The sequence below is a fragment of the Micromonospora sp. LZ34 genome, from assembly GCF_052981855.1.
On record NZ_JBRIQN010000025.1, the window covers coordinates 36,740 to 47,734 of the forward strand.

A 10,995-nucleotide genomic window follows, 5' to 3' on the forward strand; every position below is an offset into this window, starting at 1 on the left:
CGAACACCACGAAGGGCCGCCCCCGTGCGGGTCGGCCCGCCGTGGTGGTGTGCTGGTCAGGCGGTGCGGCGCACGTTGGCGATCAGGAAGCCGCTGGGCGGCAGCGCCGGCATCCGGCGCAGGCTCACCGCCAGCTTCTGCGGGGGCACGTCGTACCGCATGGCGGTGGTCAGGTTGGTCACCGCCCGCTTCATCAGCTCGATCGTGATCCACTCGCCGGCGCAGCGGTGCCCGGCCAGGTGCTCGCCGCCGCCCTGCGGGATCAGGCCGAACGGATCGTCGCGCCAGTTGGCGAAGCGCTCCGGGCGGAACTGCTCCGGCTGCGGCCAGAGCGTGCGGTCGTGGTTGGTGCCGTACAGGTCCAGCACGACCCGCCGGCCGCGCGGGAAGTGGTAGCCCTTCCAGTCGAAGGAGCGCCGGACCCGGGCCGCGGTCATCGGGAAGAACGGGTAGTAGCGGCGGACCTCCTGCACGAAGCACTCGGCGGCCTCGTCGCTCTCCCGGACCCGTTGCCGCCAGGCCGGATGGTCGTGCAGGGCCAGCGCGACGAAGACGACGAAGCGGTCCACGGCGACCGTGGGCCGCAGGATGTTGAGCAGCTCCACCGCGGCGATCCGGCGGGGGAGCAGCCGGCCCCGCTCGTCCCGGTGCTCGGCGATCACCCGCAGCGCGCTCCCCGCCGGCGCCGGCACCCTGCCGGCCCGGGCCCGCTCGGCGAGGTCGCCGGCCCAGCGCTCGCCACGGCGGCGGGCCAGCAGCCCCCGCCAGTGCCGAGGGCCGACCGCGGCCGGCCCCTCGATCATGGCGTGCAGTTCGCCGGTGCGCCGGGTCACCTCCGCGTCGGCCAGCGGCACCCCGGCCCAGGCGCAGACCGTCCGGGTGAGCATCCGGCCCAGCTCCTCGTAGAGCACGACCGGCCCGGACCGTTCCCAGACCGTGATCCGGGCCCGCCACTCGTCGTCGAAGAGCTGGCCGATGTGCCGGACCGCGGTCGGCGTCATGATCGACAGCAACATCGCCTTGCGGTCCCGGTGCGTGGCGCCGTCCAGCCCCTGCACGCCGCCGCGACCGGTGAGCGTCCGCTGGGCCCGCAGCGGCAGGGCGTCGGCGCGGACGAAGCGCTCGTTGTCGTAGAAGAGCTGCGCGGCCGGCCGGCCGCGCAGGCAGATGGTGCGCTGTCCGAGCAGCCGGGTCTGGAAGATGTCGGTGCCGTACCGGTCGCAGCGGGCGCCCACGAACCGGTAGCCGTCGCGCAGGAAGGCAAGGGTGCTCTCCGGGCTGCGGTCTGCCGGAATGGTCGACATCGGGCCTCCTGACGCTGCACTGGCGCGGCCGTGGCCGGCCCGCCGATTGCTCGGCCGCCTGTTTCTACCCAGGTCAGTGACGCTGAATCCCGAGCCGGCGGCGCGGCGGCGGGGGAGGGGCCAGCAAGCCGGCCCCCGGCTGGCCCCTCCCAGGGCCGCCCGAATCTGGTTCGCTGAGGTCGGCCGCGAGCGCCGGGAGACCGGCGGCCACCACCGGCAGCGGCCCGGTCGGCACCGCCCGGCGGGACGGGGCCGGGACGGGCCGGCGCGGATGGTCGACCACGGGGAGGGTGCATGCGGGACAACGGGGCGCCGTACTGGCGGCAACGGCGGTCGGGCGAGCGGCTCGCCGGCGGGCAGGACATCGGCGCGGCGCCGCTGGTCGCGCCGGCCCGGCGGGTGACCCGGCCGGCCCGGTTCTTCACCGTGCACCTCGGCTTCACCGCCGCCGGCCCGGCCGACGCCCGCGAGCTGGCGGTCGGCTACGCCGAGGCGTTGAGCCTGCTCCGCCCCGAGCTGGCGCTCGGCGCGGCCGCGCTGTCGCCCGCCGACGCCTGGCACCGGGCCGAGCGGCTGTTCTGCGGGGCGCTCGGCCCGGACGGCGAACGCTGCGCGGACGTGGCCGACCACCCTGGTTTCCACCACGCGGCGGGCCCCGGCGGGCTCGGCTGGGGCGACGGGTGAGGCGGCGCGCGTCCCGGTCAGTCCAGGTCGAACTCGCCGTCCTGGGCGCCGGCGACGAAGGCGTCCCACTCGGCCTGGGTGAAGACCAGCACCGGCCCGTCCGGTTCGGCGGAGTTGCGCATGCCGATCAGGTCGTCGACGAAGGCGACCTCGACGGCGCTCTCGGAGGTGTCGCCATCGGCCCGCTGCCAGACCGCCCGAGAGAGGTCGAAGTCGCCCTTGGGGTGCGAAGCCATGGTTCATTCCTCCAGTGCCACGGGTCACGGGGAGACACGTCCGGTTCCCCATCCGGCAGGATAAGCGGATGCCGAGCCTGACCCGTGTAGAGGCGACCGCGCGTGGCGCGGCGATTACCGTCGAGTCCTACCAGGTGGACCTCGACCTCACCGGCGGTGCGGAGCGGTTCCGCTCGCACGTCACCATCCGGTTCCGGGCGACCCCCGGGGCCGCGACGTTCGCCGAGGTCAAACCCGCGAAACTGCTGGCGGTACGCCTCAACGACAGCGACCTGGACCCGGCCACGCTGGACGACAACCGGCTGTCGCTGACCGGGCTGGCCGAGGTCAACACGCTGACCGTCGAGGCCGAGATGGCCTACACCAACACCGGCGAGGGGATGCACCGGTTCGTCGACCCCGCCGACGGCGAGACCTACCTCTACGCCATGTCCTTCCTGGACGACGTGCAGCGCATCTTCGCCGCCTTCGACCAGCCCGACCTGAAGGCCCCGGTCACCCTCGCGGTGACCGCGCCGGAGCACTGGACGGTCGCCGCCAACGGCCAGCTCGCGGCCATCCCGCGCCCCGGCCGCTGGGAGTTCGCCCCGACCGCGCCGCTGGCCACGTACTTCGTCTCGCTCGTCGCCGGGCCCTGGCACGTGCGGCGCGACGAGCACGACGGCATCCCGCTGGGCATCTACTGCCGCCGCTCGCTGGCCGAGCACCTGGACGCGGACGCCGACGAGATCTTCACCGTCACCAAGCAGTGCCTGGACCGGTTCCACCAGCTCTTCGCCGAGCGCTACCCGTTCGGCAAGTACGACCAGGCGTTCGTGCCGGAGTTCAACGCCGGCGCGATGGAGAACCCGGGCCTGGTCACCTTCCGCGACGACTACGTCTTCCGGTCCGCGGTCACCGACACCCAGCGCGAGTTGCGCGCCACCACCATCGCGCACGAGATGGCGCACATGTGGTTCGGCGACCTGGTCACCATGCGCTGGTGGGACGACCTGTGGCTGAACGAGTCCTTCGCCGAGTACCTCGGCACCCGGGTCACCGCCGAGGCGACCCGCTTCGACCAGGCCTGGACCACCTTCGCGATGCGCCGCAAGGCCTGGGGCTACGCCGCCGACCAGCGCCCCTCCACCCACCCGGTGGCGCCGGAGGAGGTGCGCGACGCGGCCCAGGGACTGCTCAACTTCGACGGCATCTCGTACGCCAAGGGCGCCAGCGTGCTGCGGCAGCTGGTGGCCTGGCTCGGCGACGACGCCTTCCTCGCCGGCCTGAACGCGCACTTCGCCAAGCACCGGTTCGGCAACGCCACCCTGGCCGACCTGCTCGCCGGCCTCTCCGCCGCCAGCGGGCGCGACCTGGCCGGCTGGGCCGAGCGCTGGCTGCGCCGCGCCCAGGTCAACACGCTCCGCGCCGAGGTCGCGGTCGACGCCGACGGGCGCTACACCGAGGTGGCGGTGGTGCAGACCGCCCCCGAGACGCACCCGGTGCTGCGCCCGCACCGCATCGGCGTGGCCCGGTACTCGGCGGACGGCACCGTCGACCGGGTCGAGGTGGACCTCGACCCGGACACCGACGGCGGCCGGACGGTGCTCGCCGGGCTGACCGGCGCGCCGGCGGCCCAGCTGCTGCTGCCAAACGACGGCGACCTGACCTTCGCCAAGGTCCGCCTCGACCCGGCCTCGGCGGACGCCGTGCCGCTGGTGCTGCCCGGCCTGGCCGACCCGCTGGCCCGGGCGCTGCTCTGGCGCGAGGCGCTGGACGCCGCCATCGACGGGGAGCGGCCGGTCGCCGGGCTGGTCGAGCTGATCGCCGCCGCGCTGCCCGCCGAGACCGAGGTGATCATCGCCGAGGACGTGCTCACGCTGAGCCGCTCGCTGATCGACCGCTACATCGACCCGGTGGCCCGGACGGCCGCGCTGGCCCTCGTCGCGGGCGCCTGCCGGCAGCTGCTCGACGGCGCCCCGGCCGGGCAGTCGTTGCAGCTGGCCGCCGCCCGGGGCTGGCTCGCCGCGACCACCGACGCCGACCTGCTCACCGGTTGGCTGGCCGGTCGCGGCGTACCGGCCGGGCTGGCCGTCGACGCGGAGCTGCGCTGGGCGGTGCTGCACCGGCTGGTGGTGCTCGGCACGGCCGGCGAGGCGGAGATCGCCGCCGAGGCGGCCGCCGACCCGAGCGCCGCCGGGGCCGAGCGGGCCGCCCGCTGCCGCGGCGCGCTGCCCGACCCGGCGGCGAAGCGGGCCGCCTGGGAGATCATCGTGTCGAACGCGGAGCTCTCCAACCGGCTGGTCGAGGCGACCGCGGAGGGCTTCTGGCAGCCCGAGCAGGCCGAGCTGACCGCCGGGTACGTCGACCGGTACTTCGCCGACATGCCGGCCGCCGCGCGGCTGCGTACGCCGTGGACGGCCGACCGGGTGGCCGGCCTGGCCTTTCCCCGCTACGCCGTGGCGCAGCCCACCCGGGAGGCGGCCGCGGCGCTGCTGGCCCGCGACGACCTCACGCCGGGGCTGCGCCGGGTGGTGACCGACGCCGACGACGACCTGCGCCGGGCCCTGATCGCCCGCACCGCGGTCGCCGCCGCCGCGGCCTGACCCACCGCCGGGGCGCACCCACCCGGGCCACGTCGGATGGACGCGCGGCTCGGCGGCGGAAGCCGGCCGTGCGTGGGGTGGCACCCGACTTCGGTGTGCCACCCCACGGACCGGTCAGCGGGACACCAGCTCCGACGCCACCGGTGCGTCCCAGTCGATGACGTAACGCTGTTCGGGACCGACGGTCTTCTCCGGGTTCATCGCGGTCTTCACCAGCAGCGGCATCAGCAGCGGCATCATCGCGCGGGCCACCGCACCCGGTGCCTTGGCCTGGTTGATCCGGGCCGCCCGGGCGGCGACCCGCTCCACCCGGGCGCGGCGCAGCCGCTCGAAGGCGGCGAACGCCGAACCGACGTCGGGCAGGTCACGCAGGCAGCGGGCGAGCTGCACGGCGCTTTCGACGGCCAGCGACGCGCCCTGGCCGGAGCTGTTCGAGGGCGCGTGCGCCGAGTCGCCGACCAGCACCATGCGTCCGCGGTGCCAGCGCGGCACCGGCGGCATGATGTGCAGCGAACCCACCGCATGGAGGCCGTCGGCGTCGCTGGTCCGCAACAGCTCGCCGCCCGGGTCGTCGTCGGCGTAGGCGGCCCGCAGCGTGCGCAGCCACTCGGCCGGGGGCACCGCCCGCGCCTCGACCAGGCTCATCGGCCGCTGCTGCGGCAGGTTGGCGCCCCAGCGGGTGCCGCCGCCCGGCTCCGGCCAGTAGAGGTAGTAGCCGCGCCGGCCGAAGGCGAAGGTCATGGTGCCCGGTTCGGCGTCCACCTCGTGCCGGGCCACCGCCTCGAAGCCGAGCAGGCCGGTGAACCGCGGGCCCGGCGCGTCCGGGTCGATGAGGGTGCGCACGGTGGACCGGACGCCGTCGGCGCCGACGAGGATGTCGGCCGTGGCGGTGCTGCCGTCGGCGAACGTCGCGGTCACGCCGTCCCCGGTCTCCCGCGCCCCGACCAGGCGCTTGCCGTGCTCGATCGGTACGCCCTCGGCGCGGGCCCGCTCGTGCAGCACCCGGTGGAGTTCGTTGCGGCGCACCACGCGCAGCGGCGGCACGTCGGCCAGGCCGGGCAGCTCGATGCGCTTGCGGCCGACGGCCATCGCCGTCCGGTGGATCGGGGTGGCGATCGCGGTCACCGCGTCGTCCGCGCCGACGACGCGCAGGGCGGCGACGCCGTTGGGGGCGAGCGCGAGGGTGCCGCCGATGCCGTCGGTGGTGCCCGGGTACGCCTCGTGGACGGTGGCGGCGATGCCCGCGCGGCGCAGCGCCAGCGCGGTGACCGGGCCGGCGATGCCGCCGCCGATGACGAGGGCTGTCCTCACTCGTGTCATGGAAGGTCCTCTCCAGGGGTTCGTGGGTGCGTGCGTGCGAACCGTCCTGGACGGGAGCCCGGTTATCCTCGTGTTGCCGCTTCGGGCCGGGCACCTTTCCAGGTGTGGTTCGAGGTAAGGGCCCCGGTGCGGTGTTGGCGCACCGCGCCGGGGCCGTCCGTCACTCGGTGGCGCGGCTCCTCTCCGCGAGGTCGGTCAGCTCCGCCGGCAGCTCGCCGGTCTCGTGGAACGCCCGCCACTGGTCGAGCCCGGGCAGGCCGCCGGAGGCGAGCTCGGCCAGCAGGCCGCGGATCCAGGCCGCCTCCGCCTCCCGGATCGCCAGGTCGTATTCCGACTCGACCAGGAACAGCCGGGGCACGTGCCGCAGGTGCTCCTCGAGCGCGGCCCGGCCGGCCCGGATCGTGTCGTCGAGCAGGTCGAGGCGCTGCCGCAGCAGCGCTGCGGCCTCGTCGGGGTGCAGCGCGGCGAGCACGGACAGCCCGGCGCGGAACCGGGACTGCTCCGGCACCGGGGTGGAGACCAGCTCGCGGGCCCAGTCGACCAGCTCTTCCCGGCCGGCGTCGGTGATCCGGTAGACGGTGCGCTCGGGGCGCCGGCCCTCGCGGACGCTCTCCACGGCCGCGATCAGCCCGTGCCGGTCCATGTTGCGGATGACCGTGTAGAACGACCCCCACTTGATCTCCATGTCCTGGTCCTTGCCCCAGGCCCGCAGGGTGGTGGCGATCTCGTACGGGTGCAGCGGCCGCTGGGTGAGGGCGGAGAGGACGGCCAGCGCCAGCAGGTTCCCGACCTTGCGCCGCTTGGGCATCGCACCTCCGGTCACTGCTCGTCTACGATTACTCGTAGGCGAGTATACGTCTGACGGGGCGACGATGCGACCCCCGTCGCCGCATTAGGATCACGGGGTGGAGGAAGACATCCGGCGGATCGGGATCATGGGTGGCACCTTCGATCCCATCCACCACGGCCACCTCGTCGCGGCCAGCGAGGTGGCGGACCGGTTCGGGCTCGACGAGGTGGTCTTCGTGCCGACCGGCCAGCCGTGGCAGAAGGTGGACGAGCCGGTCAGCCCGGCCGAGGACCGCTACCTCATGACGGTGATCGCCACCGCCTCCAACCCCCGCTTCCAGGTCAGCCGCGTCGACATCGACCGCGGCGGCCCCACCTACACCGTCGACACGCTGCGCGACCTGCACGCCGAGTACGGCCCGAAGGTGCAGCTCTACTTCATCACCGGCGCCGACGCGCTGGCGAAGATCCTCAGCTGGAAGGACCTCGACGAGATCTTCGAACTGGCCCACTTCATCGGGGTGACCCGGCCGGGGTTCGAACTCTCCGACGCGCACCTGCCGGCCGACACGGTCAGCCTGATCCAGGTGCCGGCGATGGCCATCTCGTCCACCGACTGCCGGGACCGGGTGGCCCGGGGTGAGCCGGTCTGGTACCTGGTGCCCGACGGTGTGGTGCAGTACATCGCCAAGCGGCGCCTCTATCAGCAGTGATTCCGCCCGGTATCAGGGGGATCGTGCGGGTAATCGACCAGAACTGACAAGTCGGGATTCCACCGTGTGTGAGACGCTTGGAGGATCGCACGGTTGATCGAAGGAGAACGGTGACAGTTTCCGAACGCGCTCACGAGCTGGCGATCGCCGCCGCCCAGGCCGCCGCCGACAAGAAGGCGCAGGACATCGTCATCATCGACGTGGGCGACCAGCTCGCCATCACCGACGCGTTCCTGCTCGCCGCGGCCCCGAACGAGCGTCAGGTGCTGGCCATCGTCGATGCCATCGAGGAGCGCCTGCTCCAGCTGCCCGAGAAGGCCAAGCCGGTGCGGCGCGAGGGCGAGCGCGGCGGGCGCTGGGTGCTGCTCGACTACGTCGACATCGTGGTGCACGTCCAGCACACCGAGGAGCGCGAGTTCTACGCCCTCGACCGGCTCTGGAAGGACTGCCCGACGATCCCGTTCGTCGACCGCGACCTGGTCGACGCCGAGTCCGGCACCGCCGCGGCGGAATGACCCGCCTGATCATCTGGCGGCACGGCAACACCGACTGGAACGCCGCCGGTCGGGTCCAGGGGCAGACCGACGTACCGCTCAACGACCTCGGCCACGAGCAGGCCCGGGCCGCCGCGCCGCTGCTCGCCGGGCTGCGCCCGGACGCCATCGTGGCCAGCGACCTGCGCCGGGCGGCCGACACCGCCGCCGCGCTGGCCGCGGTCACCGGGCTGCCCGTGCGCACCGACGCCCGGCTGCGCGAGCGGCACTTCGGGCACTGGCAGGGGCTCGCCCTGGCCGAGGCGGCCCGCCGCTACCCGAGCGAGTACGCCCGCTGGCGGGCCGGTGACCCGGACCCGGGCGCCGGCATCGAGACCCTCGACGACCTCGGCAAGCGGGTCGGCGCCGCCCTGCAGGAGGCCGCCGACGCGGTGGCCGGCGGGACCGTGGTGGTCGCCACCCACGGCGGCGGCGCCCGGCAGGGCTGCGGCCAGCTGCTCGGCTGGGACCACCAGGTGCTGCGCACCATCGGGTCGCTGCAGAACTGCCACTGGACCGAGCTGCGGCACGACGAGGTGCGGGGCTGGCACCTGCGGGCCCACAACGTCGGGCTGATCGGCGCACCGGCCCCGGCCGACGCGGTCTGAGGGCACGCCCTCGGCATACCGGGGCGGCATCGGCTAGCGTGCCGGGCATGCCCGTCGCGGTCGTCACCGACTCCACCGCCTACCTGCCCCCCGAGCTGCTGTCCGCCCACCGGCCGACCGTGGTGCCGCTGACCGTGGTGCTCAACGGCGCGGAGGGCCTGGAAGGCATCGAGACGTTCCCGGCGGACGCGACCCGGGCGCTCGGCGGCCGGCGGGTGTCGGTGAGCACCTCCCGGCCCGCCCCGGAGCAGTTCGTCCGGACGTACCGTCGGCTGCTCGACGCCGGCGCGGACGGCGTCGTCTCGGTGCACATCTCCGCCGAGCTCTCCGGCACGGTGGAGGCGGCCCGGCTGGCGACCGCGGAGTTCGGCGACCGGGTCGCCGTGGTGGACAGCCGGTCCTGCGGCATGGGCCTGGGCTTCCCGGTCGTCGCGGCCGCCACGGCCGCCGACCGGGGCGCGGACCTGCCGGCGGTACGCGACGCCGCGCTGGCCGCCGTCGGCCGCACCACCATGTGGTTCTACGTCGACACGCTGGAGTTCCTCCGCCGAGGCGGCCGGATCGGCGCCGCCGAGGCGCTGCTCGGCACCGCGCTGTCGGTCAAGCCGATCATGCACATGCCGGACGGCGCGATCGTGCTCAAGGACAGGGTGCGCACCGCGAGCCGGGGCGTGGCCCGGCTGGTCGACCTCGCCGTCGAGGCGGCCGGCGATGCCGAGGTGGACCTCGCCGTGCACCACCTCGCCGCGCCGCAGCGGGCCGAGTCGCTGCTGACGGCGTTGCGCGAGCGGCTCGGCGACCGCCTGCACGACGCGTACGTCTCGGAGGCCGGTGCGGTGGTCGCCGCGCACGCCGGCCCGGGCCTGGCGTGCGTGGTGGTGCACCGCCGGCCGGCCCCCGACGCCGGCTGAGCGAGCGTCCGCCGCACGTCGTCGCGGTCCGGTGACCGGTTCGGACGGTGGGTGTCGGGTCGGGCTGGCAGGGTTGGTCCTGGCGTGCCCGTCCGGGCGGACAGGCTGCCTCTGCTGAGGGTGCCCGGACGGTCGGGCGCGGCGGGTCTGGGGTGCGGTCCGGCCTGCTCGGCCCTGGCGCGGGTCGGGCCGGCCGGGGCGACGTCGAGTGCCCTGTCGAGCTGCCCGCACGGATGGGGCAGCGCGATCGGGTCGGCCGGTCGGCGCGGCGGCCCGGACCGTCGGCGGGGAGAGGAGCGGCGATGTCCTTCGTGGTGACCGGCGGTGGCCGGGGAGTGGGCCGGGCCGTGGCGGAGCGGCTGGCCGCCACCGGCGACACGGTGGTGGTGATCGAGCACGACCGTGACGCGCTCGCCTGGCTGGGTCAGGTGGCGACCCCGGACCGGCTGGTCGCCGTGACCGGTGACGCCGGCGACGAGGAGGTCGTCACGCGCGCCGCCGACCTGGCCGAACGCGCCGGGCCGCTGACCGGGTGGGTCAACAACGCGGCGGTGTTCCGGGACGCCTCGGTGCACTCCGCGCCCGCCACCGAGGTGTTCGACCTGATCGGGCTCAACCTGCGGCCGGCGGTGGTCGGTGCGACCACCGCGGTCCGCCGGTTCCTCGCCGCCGGGACCGCCGGCGCGATCGTCAACGTCTCGTCCCACCAGGCCCGCCGGCCGGTGCGCGGCTGCCTGCCGTATGCGACGGCGAAGGCGGCCGTCGAGGGGCTGACCCGGGCGCTGGCCGTCGAGTACGGGCCACGGGGAATCCGGACCAACGCGGTCGCGCTCGGATCGATCGCCACCGAGCGGCACGCCGCCTTCCTGGCCGAGCGGGAGCCGGCCGAGGCGGAGTGGATCGACGCGGAGCTGACCCGGCTGCACCCGGTGGGGCGGATCGGCCGGGTCGAGGAGGTGGCGGAGGCGGTCGCGTACCTGCTCTCGCCGGCGGCGAGCTTCGTCAACGGGGTGACCCTGCCGGTCGACGGCGGGCGTTCGGTGCTCGGCCTCGACCCGGAAGCGCGCTGACGCGCGGGCCTACTCGGCCTCGGCGACGAAGACGCCCTGTCCCTGCTGGCCGTAGATGAGATCCCGGGCGTGCAGTTCCTTCACCGCCCGTTGGGCCCAGACCGTCCTGGCCGACGTGCGTGACCAACTGCTCGGGTGACCTGCCGGGGCACGGTGGTTGCCCCAGCACGCCTCGCCCGGTCGGCTAGCACATCTCTGCATGATCAGCGCGTTGTCCACAGCGGAGATGCCTGTCCACAGCC

General features: G+C 74.7%; 12 protein-coding genes. 7 read left to right on the forward strand and 5 right to left on the reverse strand.

What is annotated here, in order from left to right:
- Positions 1-56: 56 nt before the first annotated feature.
- Positions 57-1,304 carry a cytochrome P450 gene (locus ACVCAH_RS23985; RefSeq protein WP_447138442.1) on the reverse strand — a complete coding sequence of 416 codons (1,248 nt, stop codon included), beginning with the start codon at positions 1,302-1,304 and terminating at the stop codon, positions 57-59.
- Between the two features lie 294 nt (positions 1,305-1,598).
- Here ACVCAH_RS23985 and ACVCAH_RS23990 point away from each other — a divergent pair, with 294 nt between their 5' ends.
- Entirely contained in the window at positions 1,599-1,988 is a 390-nt protein-coding gene (locus ACVCAH_RS23990; protein WP_447138443.1) for a hypothetical protein, read from the forward strand.
- Positions 1,989-2,005: 17 nt separating this feature from the next.
- Here the strand turns inward: ACVCAH_RS23990 and ACVCAH_RS23995 are convergent, their stop codons facing one another.
- Positions 2,006-2,224 (reverse strand): DUF397 domain-containing protein, encoded by a 219-nt coding sequence (locus ACVCAH_RS23995; protein WP_447138444.1) that lies wholly within the window; start codon positions 2,222-2,224, stop codon positions 2,006-2,008.
- Positions 2,225-2,292: 68 nt separating this feature from the next.
- Here ACVCAH_RS23995 and pepN point away from each other — a divergent pair, with 68 nt between their 5' ends.
- A complete protein-coding gene (gene pepN / locus ACVCAH_RS24000; RefSeq protein WP_447138445.1) occupies positions 2,293-4,809 on the forward strand; it encodes an aminopeptidase N in 2,517 nt (838 codons plus the stop codon).
- Positions 4,810-4,923: 114 nt separating this feature from the next.
- On the opposite strand, the gene ACVCAH_RS24005 is transcribed toward pepN, so the two are convergent.
- Positions 4,924-6,129 carry an FAD-dependent monooxygenase gene (locus ACVCAH_RS24005; protein ID WP_447138446.1) on the reverse strand — a complete coding sequence of 402 codons (1,206 nt, stop codon included), beginning with the start codon at positions 6,127-6,129 and terminating at the stop codon, positions 4,924-4,926.
- A 160-nt stretch (positions 6,130-6,289) separates the two neighbouring features.
- Positions 6,290-6,937 (reverse strand): PadR family transcriptional regulator, encoded by a 648-nt coding sequence (locus ACVCAH_RS24010; protein WP_447138447.1) that lies wholly within the window; start codon positions 6,935-6,937, stop codon positions 6,290-6,292.
- Between the two features lie 97 nt (positions 6,938-7,034).
- Here ACVCAH_RS24010 and nadD point away from each other — a divergent pair, with 97 nt between their 5' ends.
- From nadD to ACVCAH_RS24035, 5 genes are all read left to right on the forward strand, one after another.
- Complete coding sequence (nadD, locus tag ACVCAH_RS24015; protein WP_447138448.1) at positions 7,035-7,631, forward strand: nicotinate-nucleotide adenylyltransferase; 597 nt, start codon at positions 7,035-7,037, stop codon at positions 7,629-7,631.
- 110 nt (positions 7,632-7,741) lie between these two features.
- Positions 7,742-8,146, forward strand: a complete 405-nt coding sequence (gene rsfS / locus ACVCAH_RS24020) for a ribosome silencing factor (RefSeq protein WP_167179231.1) — start codon at positions 7,742-7,744, stop codon at positions 8,144-8,146.
- Positions 8,143-8,772: a histidine phosphatase family protein gene (locus ACVCAH_RS24025; RefSeq protein WP_447138449.1), complete on the forward strand. Its 630-nt coding sequence runs from the start codon at positions 8,143-8,145 to the stop codon at positions 8,770-8,772. Before rsfS ends, ACVCAH_RS24025 begins: the two co-directional genes overlap by 4 nt.
- A 47-nt stretch (positions 8,773-8,819) precedes the next feature.
- A complete protein-coding gene (locus ACVCAH_RS24030; RefSeq protein WP_447138450.1) occupies positions 8,820-9,683 on the forward strand; it encodes a DegV family protein in 864 nt (287 codons plus the stop codon).
- A gap of 302 nt (positions 9,684-9,985) precedes the next feature.
- Complete coding sequence (locus tag ACVCAH_RS24035; RefSeq protein ID WP_447138451.1) at positions 9,986-10,753, forward strand: SDR family NAD(P)-dependent oxidoreductase; 768 nt, start codon at positions 9,986-9,988, stop codon at positions 10,751-10,753.
- Between the two features lie 9 nt (positions 10,754-10,762).
- On the opposite strand, the gene ACVCAH_RS24040 is transcribed toward ACVCAH_RS24035, so the two are convergent.
- Positions 10,763-10,972 carry a hypothetical protein gene (locus ACVCAH_RS24040; RefSeq protein ID WP_447138452.1) on the reverse strand — a complete coding sequence of 70 codons (210 nt, stop codon included), beginning with the start codon at positions 10,970-10,972 and terminating at the stop codon, positions 10,763-10,765.
- Between the last annotated feature and the right edge of the window lie 23 nt (positions 10,973-10,995).

Bases quoted from the DNA above. Each gene is read 5' to 3' on its own strand.
- ACVCAH_RS24005 (WP_447138446.1), bottom strand. From the start codon at position 6,129: ATGACACGAGTGAGGACAGCCCTCGTCATCGGCGGCGGCATCGCCGGC.
- ACVCAH_RS24010 (WP_447138447.1), bottom strand. From the start codon at position 6,937: ATGCCCAAGCGGCGCAAGGTCGGGAACCTGCTGGCGCTGGCCGTCCTC.
- pepN (WP_447138445.1), top strand. From the start codon at position 2,293: ATGCCGAGCCTGACCCGTGTAGAGGCGACCGCGCGTGGCGCGGCGATT.
- ACVCAH_RS23985 (WP_447138442.1), bottom strand. From the start codon at position 1,304: ATGTCGACCATTCCGGCAGACCGCAGCCCGGAGAGCACCCTTGCCTTC.
- ACVCAH_RS23995 (WP_447138444.1), bottom strand. From the start codon at position 2,224: ATGGCTTCGCACCCCAAGGGCGACTTCGACCTCTCTCGGGCGGTCTGG.
- ACVCAH_RS24035 (WP_447138451.1), top strand. From the start codon at position 9,986: ATGTCCTTCGTGGTGACCGGCGGTGGCCGGGGAGTGGGCCGGGCCGTG.
- ACVCAH_RS23990 (WP_447138443.1), top strand. From the start codon at position 1,599: ATGCGGGACAACGGGGCGCCGTACTGGCGGCAACGGCGGTCGGGCGAG.
- ACVCAH_RS24030 (WP_447138450.1), top strand. From the start codon at position 8,820: ATGCCCGTCGCGGTCGTCACCGACTCCACCGCCTACCTGCCCCCCGAG.
- ACVCAH_RS24025 (WP_447138449.1), top strand. From the start codon at position 8,143: ATGACCCGCCTGATCATCTGGCGGCACGGCAACACCGACTGGAACGCC.